The sequence below is a fragment of the Bartonella sp. W8167 genome (assembly GCF_016100335.1).
Taxonomy (GTDB): domain Bacteria; phylum Pseudomonadota; class Alphaproteobacteria; order Rhizobiales; family Rhizobiaceae; genus Bartonella; species Bartonella apis.
This window is the reverse complement of sequence record NZ_JACFSQ010000001.1, coordinates 529867-549613: the sequence shown is the minus strand read 5'-3', so window position 1 is coordinate 549613 and position 19747 is coordinate 529867. Positions and strand designations below refer to the sequence as shown.

The window sequence follows — 19747 nt, the reverse complement described above, 5'->3', positions numbered from 1 at the left end:
TAACGCAAACAATCTCATAAAATCAAAAACCACACTAAATTTTTCAAAAAAAATGGCGGCTAAAGCCGCCATTCGAAAACTCAATTAATTTGATTTTAGAAATTGCGCTGCATACGCAACATCCCCTGAACGGCATTGTCGCCATGGAATGTAACGCGTGAACCATCATCCCACTTCTTGTCGTTACCGAAGTTCAGGTAAGAAACTTCAGGTGTAACAACGAGACCCGGAACAAGTTCATAAGCCATATTGACCGATGCACTGAAAACATCTGTGTCGTCATAGGTCAACTGGGAATTGAAGGAAGCCTTCTTGGTTGCTTTATAGGTTGTACCACCCCAAACGGCCCAATCGCCACCCCAATCACCATATTGACTGGTGTGCATGCGATAATAGTAATCATGCTTTCTGTTGGGGCGATCTTTATTATAGACATCGTCATAGGCGTAATAGTCATCATTGCTCTTATAGCCGCCCATGACCCAAACCGACAATTGATCGGTCAGGTTCAAATTGACACGAAGTTTGGCAGCCCATTCTTCCCATTGTGCATCATAAGCGCCAATAGCAGCAACTGAACCCCAACCCTGTACAAATTTCGCACCGAGAAGAACATTCGGTGTGTAATCATCAATGCTGCTACCGCTATAGAAATGGCGTGCATTGGGGTCATCGCGGTCGGCTTTTCCAGCACCGGTTGCAACACGTTTACCCATGCCTTTCAGGTAGTAGTTGTCGCCCGGATTATCGCTACCGTTATCAGTACCTTGTTCAACACCGATAATTGCCGAAAAACCGTTATCTGCGGAGAATGTATAACTTAAAACATTTGTACGCTGGAACATACCGGGATCAACGACATCATCGTTCAAGACTTTGCCGAGATAACCCGTCCAATGCCAGAAAATCGATTCGTCAACACCAACGCGCAAACCACCCAATTCGATGTAAGCAAAGTGAGCCTGACCGCTCAAAGTATCATTGCCATCATCCCACTGGTTACGTAGTTCGACCAAAGTGCGCAATGTTCCGAGCTCGGTTTCGCTCGCTGTCTGGAAGCGCAATTCACCACGGGCACGCCATGCATAAGTATCGCGATCTTTTTTGCCCTTATAGGCATAAACATTATCGCCGCCTTTTATATCGGCACGCAAATATCCACCGACGCGCATACATGTGTCGGTTCCGGGGATATAGAAATACCCTTGTCCATAAGCGTCGCAAACGCGTACATATTCGACGGGTTCCGGCTCGGCTACAACAACATCGGCAGCGTAAGATGCACTCGATATAACCATGGCAGCAGCAGAACCTGCCAACAGTGCTTTAATTTTCATACGGATTTCTCCCTGTGCCCGATAGGCTATAGTGAATAGAAATTTGTAATGATGTTATGTGACAGTCCCCCCGCAATGAAAAGCCAAAATTGGAAAAAAGTGCTATCTATAGTTAAGTAGTGATAAATTAGTCACATAATTGTCTCAGAAAGAACCAAGGGGATTGCTGAAACAATATCTTCTGCAATCATACCGTGTCCAAAATGTTCAGCACACTGTGCGTGGAGAAAGACTCCGGCGCAAGCTGCTTCGAAAATCGGCATTTGTTGTGCACTCAAACCACCTATAATTCCCGAAAGCACATCACCAGAACCTGCTGTTGCAAGAAACGGTGTCCCGTTTACGTTAACCGCAAGGCGGCTGTCGGGAGATGCGATGATTGTATCCGCGCCTTTATAGACAACCACTGAACCGCTATCAGTTGCTGCTTTTGCGGCTTTCTCTATACGCGACAAGTCTTCCATTTGTGCAACAGACGGAAAAACGCGTTGGAACTCGCCTTCATGTGGCGTCATAATAACATTGACCGGTGATTGTTTGATCAGCGCAAATATTTTCTGACTTTCCTTTGCAATAGCGGTGAGCGCATCGGCATCAAGCACAAGTGTAAAAATTTTACTCTTCGAAAGAATTGCTTCAACAATCGAAAAAGCACGCTCCAATGAACCGAATGCAGGGCCAAGAACAACCGAACGCACTTTCCGGCTTTCGAGAAAGTCGAGAATTTCTGCGTCGCTCCCCATTTCTTTAAGCATGATACTGGTGAGATGCATTTCATGAACGAGAAGTGCGTCTTCCGGAGAGAGTATTGTAACAAGCCCTGCTCCGCTTCTTGCGGCAGCATGGGCAGCAAGTCGTGCAGCACCGGTTGATGATTGAGGGCCGGAAAACACCACCGCATGTCCTCGACGGTATTTATGTGTATCATAATCGAGTTCCGGCCAATTCTTGAGCCAAAGTGAAGGAAAATTGATAAAACGTGTCGGCTTGATAGTTTCCAGCACTTTTTCCGGAATACCGATATCGGCAAGTCTGATCTCGCCACATTGTAATCTTCCCGGATAACATACGTGTCCGGGCTTCAATCTGAAAAATGTGACTGTCTTTGCCGCTTTGACCGCCTCTCCTTTTATTATCCCATTTTCTCCGAACACACCCGATGGCAAGTCGACGGCAATAACAGGAACACCACTTTCGTTCAATCTTTTCAATTTCTCCTGAAGCGTTTGTTCCAAAGGGCGATCGAGCCCCGCGCCATATAAAGCGTCGATAACGACATCAAAATCCTGTGGCGAAGAAAATTTATCAAAAGGCAAGTGCTTTTCTCCCCACAAAGCAGCCGCTTTTTCTGCGTCACTTCCCGCTCTTGGTTTCCCTAATGCAAAAATGGTTGGTTCGAAACCATGGCTTTTAAGAATATGCGCTGCCATATAACCATCGCCGCCATTATTTCCGGGCCCGCATAAAACAGCGATTTTTCGGCAATGACGATAATCATTCAAAATAATGTCGACGATAGTCTGACCGGCGCGTTCCATCAGTCTGAAACTATCGTGCCCGTTTAAAGTGACTGCCAAACGATCGGCTTCACCCATTTCTTTTGGTGTCAAAAGTTCAACAGGAAAATGTCTGCTTAACTTTGATGTTGCATATTTTTTCATCACGCCGCCCATTTTTTATTCATCCACGACACAAATTGTTAAGTCCAATATAATTGTTTGGTCAAAAATCGCTATGGTTAACAATCTATAAATTGCGCATTCCTGCAAAATATTGTTGAGTTATTGCGTTATTTTTCCAACTTGGCACAAAACATGCTTATAACTTAATAGATAATGGAAAAATCGACTTAAAGCGGTTACCGAAGCTAAAGTTTAACGTTGGAGGCGAGATCAATATGAAAAAAATCGAGGCTATCATTAAGCCATTCAAGCTTGATGAAGTGAAGGAAGCCCTTCAGGATGTCGGCTTGCAAGGTATAACCGTTACGGAAGCCAAAGGGTTTGGCCGACAAAAAGGCCATACAGAGCTTTACCGTGGTGCAGAATATGTTGTTGATTTTCTCCCCAAGGTAAAAGTCGAAATTGTTGTTGCCGATGAAACCGTAGAGCCGGCGATTGAAGCTATCCGCAAAGCTGCACAAACCGGTCGCATTGGCGACGGGAAAATTTTTGTTTCATCTGTCGAAGAGGTTATCCGCATCCGTACAGGTGAAACGGGCGTAGACGCTATCTAAGCCATAAGTTAACTCATGCCCCATATTTGCGGGGCATGTCCGATCAACCCTTTATTACTTTTAAATAAGGAATGTAATATGACGACTGCATCTGATATCCTTAAGCAAATTAAGGATAATGACGTTCGCTTCGTAGATTTGCGTTTTAGCGATCCTAAAGGCAAATTACAGCATGTAACCATGGATATCGCTGAAATCAGCGAAGACACATTTGCTGATGGTGTCATGTTCGATGGATCTTCCATCAGCGGATGGAAAGCAATCAATGAGTCGGATATGGTATTGATGCCCGATCCAACGACCGCCCATATGGATCCGTTTTTCGCCCAATCCACAATGGTTATCCTGTGCGATGTACTCGACCCGATCTCCGGCGAATCCTATAACCGTGATCCGCGCTCGACCGCCAAAAAAGCCGAGGCTTATCTCAAATCATTGGGTATTGGCGACACAGTCAATGTCGGCCCTGAAGCTGAATTTTTCTTGTTTGACGATGTGCGCTTCAAAAATGACCCTTATAATACCGGTTTCAAGCTCGACTCCAACGAGTTCCCCTCGAATGACGACACCGAATACGAGATGGGCAATCTCGGGCACCGTCCGCGCGTAAAAGGCGGCTATTTTCCGGTTCCTCCGATTGATTCCTGTCAGGACATCCGTTCGGAAATGTTGACCGCTCTGACCGATATGGGCGTTCGCGTTGAAAAGCACCACCACGAAGTTGCAGCCGCCCAGCACGAGTTGGGTATCCGCTTTGACACATTGGTGCGCGAAGCCGACAAAATGCAGATATTCAAATATGTCGTGCATCAGGTAGCCAATACTTATGGCAAATCGGCAACCTTCATGCCGAAGCCGATTTTTGGCGATAATGGTTCGGGTATGCACGTCCACATGTCGATCTGGAAAGATGGCAAACCGACTTTTGCCGGCAATGAATATGCCGGTCTTTCGGAAACCTGCCTGTTCTTCATCGGTGGTATTATCAAACACGCAAAAGCTATCAACGCTTTCACCAACCCGTCGACCAACTCATATAAGCGTCTTGTTCCTGGATATGAAGCACCTGTTCTACTTGCCTATTCGGCTCGTAACCGTTCGGCTTCCTGCCGTATTCCTTTTGGTTCTTCGCCAAATGCAAAACGTGTAGAAATCCGTTTCCCTGACGCGACAGCCAACCCGTATCTTGCCTTCTCGGCAATTTTGATGGCAGGGCTTGATGGCATCAAGAACAAGCTCCATCCTGGACAGGCTATGGATAAGGATCTTTATGATCTGCCTCCAAAAGAATTGAAAAAAATCCCGACTGTTTCCGGCAGCTTGCGTGAAGCACTGCAATGTCTTGATAAAGACCGTGCCTTCCTTAAAGCCGGTGACGTATTCGACGATGACCAGATTGATTCGTTCCTCGAATTGAAGATGGAAGAGGTTCTGCGTTTCGAGATGGCACCTCATCCGATCGAATTCGACATGTACTATTCTGTCTGATTTTCATTAACCAAGATCTTTGAAAACGGGGGCTTCGGCCTCCGTTTTTGTAACATTTCTTGCCTTTTTCCTGTCACGCTTTGCCTTTAGACTCCGGATTCACTATAACAGACGTATGAGTAAACAGTATCAAGGGCAAGTTATGCGCGGCATCTCCAAAATTATCGTTGGTTTATCAATTGCTTTTTGTGGACTAAACGCGGCCAATGCGCGATCGGCGACGGACGCAGAAGTCAAGATGCTAAGCGATGCGACAAATAATTACGCAACCGCGCTTCAAACTTCCAATTTCGATGCTGTTTTGAATGCAATACCACCGCGTATCATCCAGTCGCTTGCTGCCCAATCGAAAGTCGATCAGGAGCAATTTCGCCAAATTATGGTGAACCAGATGAAACAATTGGCGCAAACCTATAAGGTTGACAAAATAACGATAAGCCAATCGAAAAAAAGTGCGGGAGAATTCAAGGATGGAACGCCTTATTATATTATTCCCACCGATTTTGTAATCACAACAATCAACGGCAATAACAAAAATCAGATCAAAGGTGAACTTGTTGCCATTCTTGATAATAATCAGTGGTATTTTGTCCGTGGTGACGACGCAACAACAATTTCTACAATGAGCGCGGCATTTCCGGGATTTGAAGAAATAAAACTCAGCGCACCGGAAATCAAACCAATCAAATAGCGTTTGTCATCAAAATGTTTATTCATTTGATTTCATAAACTGTAGATTTCTCTTTTCATAAAATCGACGTGCGGTTCTGGAAAATTTCCAACCTATTTTCGACCTGAACCGCGCCTTTTCAAACCAGTTTCGAACGATTTTTAGATACCTTTCCGGAACACTAATGGCCGGACGTAAATTTTTGCGGTTAAGAGTAGAATAAAAGCCTTCAAAATTTGAAATTTTGTAACTTGCGATGAATTTTAATGCCTATCTAACGCTGGTTACAAATTGCGCAACTGATCAAGTGAGCTCAAGCAGAATTTTTAGTTGGTAATATGGGTCTTACCATGATGGACACGAAAAACTGCCTTTTTAGAAACGGCGTAACAAACCAACTTTGAACGAAGTCTGAAGGCTACCGCTTTGTGACTCCGCCCTTAAAATTCGGGATGTGTTATGCGTCAGACTTATCTGTCTTTGTGGGTGCTCATTCAAGTTATGAGCGATAAGCATAAAAACAAAAATCACTGCAGCATCAAAGCCCATTTAACTGAACCTTACGGTCGCGCAGAGAGACAGCTTTTCGTTGCAGAAAAACTCTCCGATCGGTTCATAACTATTTGATACCGCAGTGTTTTTTTGAGTTATTATTATCAAATAACTTTAATCTGCACACTGATATTGTTGCGTGTCGCATGGGAATAAGGGCAAATCTCGTTATGCGCGGTGTGGGCGGCCATTTCAGCCTGTTGTTTGTCGAGCCCTTCCAGATGTACTGTCAAAATGACTGTAAGTTCAAAACCACCGCTTTTGCGTGGTCCAATACCGACTTCGGCCTTTACATAACTTCCGTCCTGAACTTTAAATCCCGCTTTTTGTGCAGCAAAACGCGTTGCCGATTCAAAACATGCAGCATAACCGGCAGCAAAAAGCGTTTCAGGATTGGCACCAATCGTACCGTTACCACCCATCTCTTTAGGTTTTACCAAGTCGATGTCGAGTGCACCATCTTCCGAGTGCACATGGCCTTCCCGCCCGCCTTCAGCAATCGCTGTCGTTCTATAAATTATGGTCGATAACATTGAGCTTCACTCCTTGGTAATAAAAACTTGCTTCTTTAACCTAGCGTGTTTTTCCGGAGAAGCAATAAACCACTGGTCAAACTTTTGAAATTTACAGGTTTTCAATAGCCGCTATAACCGCTGCAGCCGCTTCATATTCAGCCTGATGATAGGCGCGCTTTTCCTTGGCTTCGGCATCTTCTCCCCAATGTTCGACGGTCCAGTCTTCGTCAAGATGGGCAATTTGCCAAGCTTCTGCCAGACTTATTTTGCCTTTCCAGACTGCAAGCGCGAGCAATGCCGAACCACAAAGAGTGGTGATCGAATGCAATGCCGCCAACACATAAGGAGACTCTATTGTTTGAAGAGCATCTCGTATAGCTGAAATCGAACCCTCGGGCTGTTTTACAAACATCACCCCTTCAGTCAGCATAAAACGGGCGCCATAATTGTTGCGAATCCAATCAAGGACGGGGTCCCAATGATGGTGTTGTCTTTCAACCAGCTCTTTTGGAGAATCCGCCCGATAAAACAACATATCATTGCCGACAAATTCCAGAATATCGTGCCGCACAACATCCTCATTATTGATGACACCATCAATGATCGAGTTCACAAGACGGGTTACCGGCATTTTCGCCGGATCAATTGTCTTTTTTTGCGAATTGAATTCGTGTGCCACCATCTCGGCCAAAGCTCTATTGGGCAAAACAAGTTTATGGTGTGCCGGCGTTTTGACTGTCTTTCCATCAAGAACAACAGCAAATTCCCCGCTGTCTTCCCCACCCGCTTCCCCGCCCACTTCCTTGACAGAAGCTTCTTTGTAAAACCGCTTTGGTAATTCGCGTTTTGAGAGAATCTGAGCCTGTTTTACCGGATCAGCTTTTTCAGCATCGTCGTTCAGCTCTTGCAGCAATTCACGCATTGTTATCACTTTCAAAAATCGAAATTATGTCTTTTGGCTCTCTTACCAGTTTATCTGCTCCAGCTTCTTTCAAAGCTTCCGGCGTATTATAGCCCCAGAAAACGCCAATCGCTTTGGCATGAGCAAGCTTGGCCATTTGCATATCAAAAATTGAATCCCCGATCACATAAGTATTTTCGGGAAACACGCCGGTTTGTTTACAACTTTCGATAACCATTGTGGGATCAGGCTTTGACGGGCATTCGTCTGCTGTTTTGATTGTAATAAAACAATGAAGTTTGTAGGCATCCAGTATTTTGTCAATTCCAAGCCTCGACTTGCCGGTGACAACACCCAAAAGAACATCATCCTTACTTTCAAGCGCTGTCAACATTTCGGAAATTCCCGGAAAAAGTGGCTCGGTAAAAGATATATCGCCTCTGTTTTTAGCAAAAATCTGTTTATAGGCTGTCACCATTTCGAGAATTTCATCATCAACAGGACGATCTAAAAGACGTGCTATCGCACGATCAAGCGACAGGCCGATGACAAGTTTTGTCTCGTCAAGATCGGGTTCTTTATAAGAAAATTTTTCAAATACCTGAACCATTGCCCGTTGGATAGCAAAGACACTATCAACCAGCGTTCCATCACAATCAAAAAGCGCGAGGCGAAGCGGCTTGTCGGTCAATCTTGATCTCCGTCACTTTCGTCAAATGCAAGAAGGTTGAAAGTTTGCACCATATGCGGCGGAAGAGGAGCGGTCACATCCAATATTCCTCCGGAAGGATTGGGTATTCTTATCCGGCGGGCATGGAGATGAAGACGATTCTGAATACCGCCTGGCAGTTCCCAATTCTGATCTGCATAAAAATATTTTGGGTCACCAATAATCGGATGGCCGATATAGGCCGCGTGAACACGCAATTGATGTGTGCGTCCGGTATAAGGTTCCATTTCAAGCCAGGACAAAATCTGCCCGCGCGTGTCTATAACACGGTAGTGCGAAACAGCATGATCGGAATCCGGTTCGCCATGCGGGCACACACGCATTTTATCGCCATCGGGGGTGGATTCCTTAATAAGCCATGTTGAAATCTTGTCTTCGCGTTTTTTGGGAACACCTCTTACAATGGCCCAATAGGTCTTTTTGGTTTCACGGGCACGGAATGCCGCTGCCAAAGCCTGCGCTGCCGAGCGTGTTTTTGCAACAACGAGGACACCTGACGTATCGCGATCAAGCCGATGGACAAGGCGTGGCTTTTCACCCTTTTGATTGCGCCAGGCTTCAAGCATGCCGTCGACATGACGGGTAACACCCGAGCCACCCTGAACAGCAAGACCGGCCGGCTTGTTAAAGACATAAAGCTTCTTGTCTTCGTAAAGAAGCATCTGCTTTAAAACGTCACCATCATCCTGCCCACGAATGGTTTTGCTTGTTAGAGGTACTGCGCCTTTTTCATCAACAGGTAGAGGCGGAACGCGCACCGATTGTCCGATTTGCAGCCTCGTATCAGACTTTACCCTGCCCCCTTCAACACGGATTTGCCCGGAACGCAAAAGTTTTTGCAGGTAGCCAAACCCCAGTCCCGGATAATGAACCTTGAACCAGCGGTCAACGCGCATACCGTTTTCATCTTCATCCACTTTTTTTATTTCAACACCGGCCATCGTCATCTCCTTGGTGTTTTCTCTAGCATCATCGAACGACAATAGCGACATGATTTATCGTTGTGATCACACTCGGTTACATCGTGTTGTTAAAAGTGGTTTTGCTGATCGTAAATTGAACAGTAGCGCACATTAAATAAACATTATAAACAGTTGAACCGATTTTAAAACGGACAACCACGGGGACAAGGTGTCATTGGAGGTATAAGCTTGTCGCTTTTTAAAACTTATACGCGTGCAGTCAGCTATTTGATGACAGAAAAGAAAACTGTCATCATCATTTGTGCAGCCAATATTGCTATGGCGGCTGTGCAGGTTTTTATACCGAAAATTTTCGGCTGGATTATTGATGAACTGTCTTTAACCGCGCAAGCAGTATCAAGCGGCACTGCCTTTTCGGCTGGCGATACCTTCACAGCAGTTATTCCTTATCTCGCATTGTGGACGGCACTCGGTATGTTTTCCATTGTCGCAACTGTAATGGTCGACAGGGGAGCTGATCGTCTGGCACATCGCAGACGCTTGGGAGTATTAGCTGAATCCTATCAGCGCATTATCAATATGCCGCTTGCATGGCACCAGAAAATCGGTACCTCCAATGCACTTCACACAATGCTGCGAGCTTGCGAATCCATGTTCACGATGTGGCTCGAATTCATGCGCCAGCATCTCGCTTCAATGATTCAGCTTATAATTCTGTTAAGCGTTGCAATCTGGACCGATTACCGACTGTCCATCGTTCTGATTTCGCTTGGCATTATTTATATCATGATCGCTCGTCTTGTCATGACCAAGACCAAAACGGGACAGGAATCGGTTGAAAAATATCATCTTGCTTTATTCGAGCATGTCACAGATTCAATCTCCAATGTCTCGGTTGTTCAAAGCTACAACCGCGGCGATGAAGAAAGCGAACGCGTCAAACAGAATGCACAAAACGTGCTCAAGGCACAATATCCTGTTTTGAACTGGTGGGCCTTGGCTGCCGGCCTTAACCGTATGGCCTCGACAATCACAGTCATCGTCGTCATTGTTCTTGGCGCCTATCTGGTTTCCAAAGGTATCCTCAATATTGGTGATGTTGTTGCCTTTGTTTTCTTTTCACAAATGATGATTGGTCAACTTGACCAGATCAGCAATTTCATCAATCTCATTGGTTCCAATCGGGCGAAACTCGACGCGTTTTATGACATGATGGATTCGACTGTTGCGGCAGCCGAACCTAAAGGCCTCCCCTCATTGACCAATGTCAAAGGCGACATCCGTTTTGACCATGTCACCCATGAATTTTCGAATACTCTGCAAGGTGTCTATGACATCACCTTCGAAATCAAACCCGGACAGACCGCTGCAATCGTCGGGCCTACCGGTGCGGGTAAAACAACATTGATCAACCTGTTACAACGAATCTACGATCCGGAAAGCGGCGTTATAACGATTGACGGTGTTGATACAAGAACAGTCAACCGTGCGTCCCTTCGTCATGCTATGGCAACGGTATTTCAGGATTCAGGGCTGTTTAACCGCACAATCAAAGAAAACATCAGCATCGGCCGCCCCGATGCAACGGATGAAGAGATATATGAGGCAGCAAAGATTGCTGCTGCCAATGATTTCATTCATGCAAAAACCAATGGCTATGACACCCGCGTGGGAGAACGCGGGTCGCTCCTTTCCGGTGGCGAACGGCAAAGGCTGGCAATTGCCCGAGCTGTATTGAAAAACTCGCCTATTTTCGTGCTTGATGAAGCAACAAGTGCACTGGATGTTGAAACAGAAGCGCGCGTCAAGGAAGCAATTGACACAGTAAGCCGCAATCGGACAACAATCATCATCGCCCATCGGCTCTCGACAGTGCGCAATGCGGATCTGGTATTATTTATGGATCATGGTCATATTGTCGAACAAGGCAGTTTCGATGAACTTGCTGAAAAAGGCGGTCGCTTCACAGCCCTTCTTAAAGCGGGTGGTTTAACAATAGACCATTCGCCCCATGCACTTAACCGCGACAATGCTGTTCAGGTTCAACAACCATCATAAACCGACCAATTTTGTAGCTTAACGCATTGACTATAAAAACCATTCAAGATGGTAAGTCCGATGTCACGGGATTAACCGTTTTCACAATAAGATCGGTTAAATGAATTCCCTATTGACCAGTTGCGGGGCAAGAAAAACACTCGGCGTTTTACTAATAAAAGAAATGAGTTGAAACGGAATGGAATAAACGCATGAGCGAAATAGCCAAATTCCTTCAATAAATTTAATCCTGTTCCATTCACGAGAAGCCGCAATAGCCAACCCAACGTAACGGTGACGCCCAAAATACACATTTTCCGTTCTTGCACTTTGTAACCCGCTTTCCATTTTTCAAGCGACATTAACCGGCAATGAATAGCTGAAAACCCAATTTCACTCTGTGAAGGCAGCAATATCCCGCCCATCAAAGGCCAGTACGAAACCCCTCTGTTCAATTAGCAATATATTCATCCACTGTCGGAAGAGCCCTCTATAGGAAATTATCACCGGTGCATGAAAAACGGGGCTATTCAATCCAGCTATACGAACGTTAACAATGGCTATTCCAAATCTTCCATTTGATAGCGATGATCGAGCAAGATAAGTATGAACCTATTATCACTCATTGATAAAAGCCCGTCATGACCATTCGTTGCATTTCGCAACTTTGCAAGTCACTTCTCACGAACGATCACCATCAGCCGGCAAAGTTTTAACTTTTGAAAATCCTGTTTAATTGTTCGCTAAAAACAAATTTATAAGTCTTGCCGCGCTTAAACTATTCCCTTGAATAGGCCTAAAACCGCCCGTTGCGCCCTGCTCTCAAAAACATGTGTCATTTTAAGATCGGCACTATTGCCTCACAAAGCGAGCTTCCCGCACTCTCGCAATTTCACTAAAATAATATGAAGCCAAAAGCCGGAAGCGGCTTCAAACTTTTTTACGGACTTGATGGAATGACTGCAGAGAAGAACAATAAAATCGTAAGCCCATAAGACAATAAAAAAGCGGGTTAGTGCCCGCTTTTTAAGTCTCATTTCTGTAATTTTTGTCTCAAGGCTTTCATCGCATCATCTGCTTTGTTACCATCTGGTCCACCAGCTTGAGCCATATCCGGACGGCCACCACCGCCTTTACCACCTAGAACTTCCGACAATGCTTTGACGAGTTCGACAGCATTGAACCGTTTTGTCAAATCATCGGTAACACCGACGACAGCACTTGCCTTGCCATCTTCCGAAACACCGATAAAGGCAACAACGCCGCTACCGATCTTGTTTTTACCGGCATCAGCAAGTGGCTTCAAATCCTTTGGCGCGATACCATGAACAACACGCCCCATAAAGGCTAGTCCGTTTATCTGTTCAATATCGGCTTCGCCGTGATCATTAGCGCCACCGGACAAGGCCAATTGCTTTCTTGCCTCATTCAACTCTTTTTCTAGCTTGCGGCGTTCTTCAACAAGCACATGGACACGTTCCAGTGCTTCCTGAGGCGTTGTTTTCAATGCATTGGCAATTTCGTGAACACGTTGATCCTGACCATCAAGATAATGGCGGGCTGCATCGCCTGTCAGCGCTTCAATACGACGAACACCGGCAGCAACTGCGCTTTCCGATACAATGCGGATAAGCCCGATATCACCGGTACGTTTGACGTGGGTGCCACCGCAAAGTTCAAGCGACCACGCGCGGTTTCCGACTTTTGTCGGGTCAACCCGCTGCCCCATTGAAACAACACGAACCTCGTCACCATATTTCTCGCCGAACAAGGCCATTGCACCTTCGGCAATGGCGTCATCAACGCTCATAAGACGGGTTGTCACAGGGCTGTTTTGCAAAACAATTTCGTTTGCCAAATCTTCAACCTGTTTGATTTCTTCCGCTGTCATCGGTTTGGGATGAGAAAAGTCGAAACGCAAACGTTCAGGCGTGACCAATGACCCCTTCTGGGCAACATGCGTGCCTAATGTTTCGCGTAAAGCCTCGTGTAAAAGGTGCGTTGCTGAATGGTTGGCACGGATTTTACGACGCCGCTTTTCGTCAACATCAAGTTCGACAACGTCGCCCGTCTTGATCGAGCCATTTTTCGCAACACCGATATGGACAAACACACCGTTCGCCTTTTTCTGTGTATCGGTCACATTAAACGAGAACTTTTCGCCGGCAATTACGCCGGTATCACCCACCTGACCACCGGATTCGCCATAGAAAGGTGTCTGATTGACGATCAATGCTCCTTCTTGACCTTCCTTCAACTCATCGACAATTTTGCCATCTTTCACAATTGCAGTAATCACTGCTTCGGCCTTTTCTGTCTCATAGCCAAGATATTCGGTTGAACCGACGCGATCGCGAACGGCAAACCAGACGGTTTCGGTTGCCTCTTCTCCAGACCCCGCCCAATTGGCACGGGCTTCTGCTTTCTGGCGTTCCATTGCCTTGTCAAAAGCCTCGACATCAACCGTTATATTGCGGCGACGAAGTGCATCCTGAGTAAGATCAAGCGGGAAACCATAGGTATCATAAAGTTTGAATGCTGTTTCACCATCAAGATGATCGCCCGATTTCAGATTGTGGCTTGCCTCGTTCAAAAGGGTAAGACCACGTTCCAAAGTCTTGCGGAAGCGTGTTTCTTCCAACCGCAATGTTTCAGAAATCAGCGCTTCAGCACGGATGAGTTCGGGATAGGCCTGTCCCATTTCACGTATCAAGGTCGGCAACAGGCGCCACATCAACGGTTCCTTTGCGCCCAGGAGCTCGGCGTGACGCATGGCGCGACGCATAATGCGGCGCAATACATAACCGCGCCCTTCATTGGAAGGCAAAACGCCATCGGCGATCAAAAAAGCGGATGAACGAAGGTGATCTGCAATCACACGGTGACTTGCAACAAATTCTCCTTCCGCCTTGACACCGGTTGCCTCTTCGGAGGCGCGGATCAATGTCTTGAAGAGGTCAATATCATAATTATCATGAACACCTTGCAAAACGGCAGCAATACGTTCAAGCCCCATGCCTGTATCGATCGACGGCCGCGGAAGATCATTACGCTGGTCCTTTGTCACCTGATCATATTGCATGAAAACAAGGTTCCAGATTTCAATGTAACGATCACCATCTTCCTCGGCGCTTCCCGGCACGCCACCCCAGATTTTATCACCGTGATCATAGAATATTTCCGAACACGGTCCGCAAGGACCCGTGTCACCCATAGCCCAGAAATTGTCATTGGTTGAAATCCGGATAATTTTGTCGTCCGGAAGACCGGCTATTTTCTTCCATAACTCGGCTGCCGCATCATCTTCATGATAGACAGTAACAAGCAGCTTTTCTTTTGGCAGACAGAATTCTTTAGTAAGCAAATTCCAGGCAAAATAGATGGCCTGTTCTTTGAAATAATCACCAAAAGAGAAGTTACCGAGCATCTCGAAAAATGTGTGGTGGCGAGCTGTGTAGCCCACATTATCAAGGTCGTTATGCTTACCGCCGGCGCGAACGCATTTTTGCGCTGTTGTTGCTCTTTTATAGGGGCGTTGTTCAAGACCGGTAAACACGTTCTTGAACTGTACCATTCCCGCATTGGTAAACATCAAGGTCGGATCATTTCTCGGAACCAACGGACTGGATGGGACAATTTCATGCCCGTTTCTATGGAAATAATCCAGAAATGTTGACCGGATCTCGTTAACACTATTCATAACTGACACCTGTACTCGCCGCTGAGCTTAATCCTGCCCGCCGGATTTTTAAAAATATATTTGACTGCCTTTTAGAGCATATTCACCAATCTGGAAACTACTTTTTCAAGCCAATCCCGCAATGTGAATGCTAAATCCGGTGCTTTTTGGCTCAAGCAAAGTAGATCAACAGAAAACACTTGAAACATATGCCACGAGCTTAAAAAAAGCGCTTGTTCAAACATTATCTCAACGACTTGAATGGGCGGTGACGAAAGCAACCACCTCCTACCAACACGTTTTACCCGCTTAAATTCAATGGCTATCCCATTGTCGGTTTTTCCTATTGCCACCACTCTATTGCATAAATCCCTATCGGAATGTGTTACCTCGGACATTTTCGATCAATTGCGTCAGAAAGATTTCTTTGACTTACCGCAATATTTTTTGGTGTTAAAACGGTTTTTCTTCAATTTACCAGCAGCAAATCGGATCTTGTCCCTCTTAATTATTTAATCCTGAAATCAACAGTAAACCGCATCCGATAAACTCTCATCCGCGAATTTCAAAATTGCCGTCAGCAATCGGTCGAATACCAACTCGAAGCACGACAATTCATAAAATTGGAACACGGCTCATTATTCCGCGATAATTCCATGAGATACCAAGACCACGACAATTTTTTGCAATAGCGAATAAAAGAGTTCACTAGACCGAACTTTTATCCGTTCAGTCTGATTTCCTGAAGTGCCTGATCAAACCGCTATTAAAACGATAGCACCTCGCACCGATAAGGACAGAACTCCGAACACATCATTTACGTAAAAGTACCACGCGCTATACATAGAATTTTAGGGCATTTTAGGAAATTCTAGGAACGCTTTTGAAATGACGCCAGAAGAATCATCATGAAAAACTGTGTAGTCACGCACAACCACTGCAAAGCGAATATCGTTTCGACAGAACAATGCCGTTTCATTCCGACATAGACACATATCCTACTGGCATTTTCCTGAGGAATTTTATTCCTGCCGTTTTTTCCAGTAGGTTTTTCCTGACGGTTTTATTAGCTAGCCTTTACAATTCAACTTCTATCGAACAACATTTATATTAACTGCCAACCGCATTATCCATAAGCTCTAACGGAACAATCAAAAAAGGGCGCCAGTCTTTCTGCTGACGCCCATCATTCAATTATAAACCAGATACAGAACCGATAAATTCTTTAACGTTTTCACATTAGTATGGACAAATTTTCGATCCCGAAACCACTCTAACTATCTGTGCCGGTTTCAATAAAGCAGGATCAGCCTGCTGCGCTTTCATCATCAGCTTCCGGACCACCGTTTTCAAGAAGTTCTGTTGCAATCAGACCGGCGTTTTGCCGTAAAGCTGCCTCGATTTCGTCAGCCACTTCCTTGTTATCGCGAAGAAACTGTTTGGCATTTTCACGTCCCTGCCCCAAACGCTGGGAATTATACGAGAACCACGCACCGGACTTCTCGACAATACCGACCTTCACACCAAGATCGATAAGTTCACCGAGCTTCGAGATACCTTCGCCATACATAATGTCGAATTCAACTTGCTTGAATGGAGGAGCAAGCTTGTTTTTGACGACCTTGACGCGTGTCTGGTTACCAACAACCTCATCACGGTCTTTGATAGAACCGATACGACGGATGTCCAAACGGACAGACGAATAGAATTTCAATGCATTACCACCCGTTGTCGTTTCGGGCGAGCCGAACATAACACCGATCTTCATACGAATCTGGTTGATAAAAATAACCATGCAATTCGAACGTGAAATGGACGCGGTCAATTTGCGTAATGCCTGACTCATCAAACGGGCTTGTAAGCCAGGAAGCGAATCTCCCATCTCACCTTCGATTTCAGCGCGTGGCGTAAGTGCAGCCACAGAATCGACGACAAGAACATCAACCGCACCGGAGCGCACCAATGTATCCGTAATTTCCAGAGCTTGTTCGCCTGTATCCGGCTGCGAAATGAGAAGGTTTTCAATATCGACACCAAGTTTACGGGCATAAACCGGATCAAGCGCATGTTCGGCATCAATAAAAGCGCAAATGCCGCCACGTTTTTGTGCTTCGGCAATTGTATGAAGAGCCAAAGTTGTTTTACCGGAACTTTCAGGCCCATAAATTTCTACGATACGACCTTTTGGAAGTCCCCCTACTCCAAGCGCAATATCCAACGATAACGAACCTGTCGGAATTGTTTCGATTTCGACAATATGTTTGTTATCGCCAAGGCGCATGATAGAGCCTTTGCCAAACGAACGTTCAATCTGGGATAGTGCGGCATCCAGAGCTTTTGATTTATCCACTGTTTTATCCTCAACGAGTCGCAATGTATTTTGTGACATCTTACACTAACCTTTTCTAACATATGAAGCCAGAGCGTTCATTTATTTGATGGTTCATTTGTACACTATTTGTTCTTTTTTGACAAGCCATATAACACGTTGATTTTGTTCTATTATGTCATTTTGTTCTATTAATGTTCTTTTCACTCAAGGAAAAACTCAATAAAATAAAACCGCCGATCTGATCGGCGGTTTTTAGAAAAACAAATTTTTAATTCACAGAAAATCAATAGCCGTCCTGACGCAACGGTGCAATCTGGATTTCTACACGACGGTTCTGAGAACGGCCTTCCACAGTGTCGTTGGAGGCAATCGGATTAGAAGGGCCATAGCCTTGAACCGCAAGTCTGCGTCCATCAATGCCTTGGCTGTTAAGGTAATTGGCAACCGAAAGTGCACGCCTTTGTGACAGATCCTGATTATGTTCAAGACTTCCGGTCGAATCTGTAAAACCAAAAACATCCACCAGAGATTTGTTATATTTTTTCAATACAATAGCAACAGAATTCAAAACCGGATAGAATTGCCCTTTGACTGAATCCTGATCGGTGTTGAACGTAATATTGCCGGGCATATTGAGCCGGATCTGATCGCCATATCGTGTAACGGATACGCCCGTCCCTTGGAGCTGTTGGCGAAGTTCGGCTTCCTGACGGTCCATATAATTGCCGATAAGGCCGCCACCAAGTGCGCCAACGCCGGCGCCGATCAACACAGCATTTCTTTGCGCATGACTTGAACCGCCAACCATCAGACCACCAAGGGCACCTGCTACGGCACCGATCGTTGCGCCCGTTGCCGTTTTCGATACCTGACTTTCGCCGGTATAGGGATTTGTGGTTTCACATGCGGTTAAAAAACTTGCTGATAGAAAAAGGATGCCCAACTTTTTCAACATTGTTTGTAATCTCCATTAGAGTGGATTCACTTTAATCTCCTGTTGGAGATTATAGAGGTGGTTTTCCGGATTTCACTACATGAATACAATTTTTATAGCGAAATACCGAGTTTATTTTTCTTCTCTGCGCTCTTTACGTAATTTTTCCCACCATTCAAGGCGTTTTCTTATTTCACGTTCAAAGCCGCGTTCCGGCGGATCATAGTAGTGCTGGTGGCCTATTTTTTCGGGAAAATACTCCTGCCCCGAAAAGGCATCCGGTTCGTCATGATCATAATGATAGCCTTCGCTATAACCTTCCTGCTTCATAAGTTTTGTTGGAGCATTAAGGATAGATTTTGGCGGCATTAAGGAACCGTTTTCACGCGCAGAACGCATCGCTTTATTAAATGCCACGTAACCGGCATTGGATTTCGGAGCGGTTGCGAGATAAATACACGCATCGGCAAAAGCAAGTTCCCCTTCCGGCGACCCGAGATAATCATAAGCATCTTTGGCTGCATTTGCGATCAAAAGAGCTTGCGGATCAGCAAGACCAATATCTTCAACAGCCATACGCACAAGGCGTCTACCAATATAATGCGGGTCTTCGCCGGCATCCAACATACGAGAAAGATAATAAAGTGCAGCATCGGGATCGGACCCACGAACTGATTTATGAAGCGCCGAAATCAGATTGTAATGACCATCCCGCCCTTTGTCATAAATTGCAGCCCTTTTCTGTACGATCTTTTGGAGTGTTTTATCGTCGAAAACTTCATCCGGTCTTGCTGCCCGCCATAATTCTTCGGCCATTGTCAGCACTGCACGGCCATCTCCATCAGCCATACGCACCAGCATTTCTCGTGCGCCATCATCAACAGGAAGAGCCTTACCTTCGATCTTTTCAGCTCTTGTTATAATTGTTGCCAAACTTTTTTCGTCGAGCGGATAAAATGTTAAAACACGTGCACGGGAAAGTAACGCCGCATTAAGTTCAAATGAAGGGTTTTCGGTCGTAGCCCCTACAAGAATAACGGTGCCATCTTCCATAACAGGCAAAAAACTATCTTGTTGGGCTCGATTGAACCTATGAATTTCATCGACAAAAAGCAAAGTTTGCCTACCCGACATGCGTCTCGCCCGCGCACTTTCGAATACTTTCTTTAACTCTGCCACACCGGAAAAGATTGCTGAAACCTGTTCGAAAGCCAATTTCGTTTCGCCTGCAAGAAGCCGTGCGACAGTCGTTTTACCGGTTCCAGGTGGTCCCCAGAAGATCATTGACCCCATAGAGCCGGACTTGATCATTCGGGTCAATGCACCCTCTGGGCCGGTAAGATGTTCCTGCCCGATCACTTCAGACAAATGTTGCGGCCGCATGCGCTCGGCTAGAGGTTTTGTCTTATCCAT

At 45.6% G+C, this 19747-nt stretch carries 14 protein-coding genes; 4 read left to right on the top strand and 10 right to left on the bottom strand.

All coding sequences use genetic code 11. The annotated features are described in order from the left end of the window. Positions 1 to 95: 95 nt before the first annotated feature. Both H3V12_RS02150 and H3V12_RS02145 read right to left on the bottom strand, forming a co-directional pair. On the bottom strand, positions 96 to 1337 hold the full coding sequence (locus tag H3V12_RS02150; RefSeq protein WP_198212456.1) for a porin: 1242 nt from the start codon (positions 1335 to 1337) through the stop codon (positions 96 to 98). A 131-nt stretch (positions 1338 to 1468) separates the two neighbouring features. Then, positions 1469 to 2998, bottom strand: coding sequence for an NAD(P)H-hydrate dehydratase (locus H3V12_RS02145; protein ID WP_246787465.1), 1530 nt, complete (start codon positions 2996 to 2998; stop codon positions 1469 to 1471). A 236-nt stretch (positions 2999 to 3234) separates the two neighbouring features. Between H3V12_RS02145 and H3V12_RS02140 the strand changes: the two genes are divergently transcribed. From H3V12_RS02140 to H3V12_RS02130, 3 genes are all read left to right on the top strand, one after another. Beyond that, positions 3235 to 3573: a P-II family nitrogen regulator gene (locus H3V12_RS02140; protein WP_075870859.1), complete on the top strand. Its 339-nt coding sequence runs from the start codon at positions 3235 to 3237 to the stop codon at positions 3571 to 3573. A 78-nt stretch (positions 3574 to 3651) separates the two neighbouring features. Next, positions 3652 to 5061 carry a type I glutamate--ammonia ligase gene (gene glnA / locus H3V12_RS02135; protein WP_198212452.1) on the top strand — a complete coding sequence of 470 codons (1410 nt, stop codon included), beginning with the start codon at positions 3652 to 3654 and terminating at the stop codon, positions 5059 to 5061. A gap of 115 nt (positions 5062 to 5176) precedes the next feature. Further along, positions 5177 to 5752: a hypothetical protein gene (locus H3V12_RS02130; RefSeq protein ID WP_198212450.1), complete on the top strand. Its 576-nt coding sequence runs from the start codon at positions 5177 to 5179 to the stop codon at positions 5750 to 5752. A gap of 635 nt (positions 5753 to 6387) precedes the next feature. Here H3V12_RS02130 and H3V12_RS02125 read toward each other — a convergent pair. The 4 genes from H3V12_RS02125 to H3V12_RS02110 all read right to left on the bottom strand — a co-directional run bounded on the left by H3V12_RS02125 (position 6388) and on the right by H3V12_RS02110 (position 9370). Beyond that, positions 6388 to 6816, bottom strand: a complete 429-nt coding sequence (locus tag H3V12_RS02125) for an organic hydroperoxide resistance protein (protein WP_198212448.1) — start codon at positions 6814 to 6816, stop codon at positions 6388 to 6390. 91 nt (positions 6817 to 6907) lie between these two features. After that, positions 6908 to 7720 (bottom strand): ATP12 family protein, encoded by an 813-nt coding sequence (locus tag H3V12_RS02120; RefSeq protein WP_198212446.1) that lies wholly within the window; start codon positions 7718 to 7720, stop codon positions 6908 to 6910. Then, the gene (locus H3V12_RS02115) at positions 7713 to 8390 is read right to left on the bottom strand and encodes an HAD-IA family hydrolase (RefSeq protein ID WP_198212444.1); all 678 of its coding nucleotides are present in this window, start codon (positions 8388 to 8390) and stop codon (positions 7713 to 7715) included. Before H3V12_RS02115 ends, H3V12_RS02120 begins: the two co-directional genes overlap by 8 nt. After that, positions 8387 to 9370 carry an RluA family pseudouridine synthase gene (locus H3V12_RS02110; protein ID WP_198212442.1) on the bottom strand — a complete coding sequence of 328 codons (984 nt, stop codon included), beginning with the start codon at positions 9368 to 9370 and terminating at the stop codon, positions 8387 to 8389. The genes H3V12_RS02115 and H3V12_RS02110 overlap by 4 nt, the downstream gene beginning before the upstream one ends. Before the next feature lie 210 nt (positions 9371 to 9580). Between H3V12_RS02110 and H3V12_RS02105 the strand changes: the two genes are divergently transcribed. Next, a complete protein-coding gene (locus H3V12_RS02105; RefSeq protein WP_075917202.1) occupies positions 9581 to 11410 on the top strand; it encodes a glucan ABC transporter ATP-binding protein/ permease in 1830 nt (609 codons plus the stop codon). A gap of 1012 nt (positions 11411 to 12422) precedes the next feature. Here the strand turns inward: H3V12_RS02105 and alaS are convergent. The 4 genes from alaS to H3V12_RS02085 all read right to left on the bottom strand — a co-directional run bounded on the left by alaS (position 12423) and on the right by H3V12_RS02085 (position 19747). Next, positions 12423 to 15089, bottom strand: a complete 2667-nt coding sequence (gene alaS / locus H3V12_RS02100; RefSeq protein WP_198212440.1) for an alanine--tRNA ligase — start codon at positions 15087 to 15089, stop codon at positions 12423 to 12425. A 1285-nt stretch (positions 15090 to 16374) separates the two neighbouring features. After that, on the bottom strand, positions 16375 to 17457 hold the full coding sequence (gene recA / locus H3V12_RS02095) for a recombinase RecA (RefSeq protein ID WP_075870504.1): 1083 nt from the start codon (positions 17455 to 17457) through the stop codon (positions 16375 to 16377). Between the two features lie 226 nt (positions 17458 to 17683). Next, entirely contained in the window at positions 17684 to 18355 is a 672-nt protein-coding gene (locus H3V12_RS02090) for an OmpA family protein (RefSeq protein WP_198212439.1), read from the bottom strand. 111 nt (positions 18356 to 18466) lie between these two features. Beyond that, positions 18467 to 19747 (bottom strand): replication-associated recombination protein A, encoded by a 1281-nt coding sequence (locus H3V12_RS02085; protein WP_198212437.1) that lies wholly within the window; start codon positions 19745 to 19747, stop codon positions 18467 to 18469.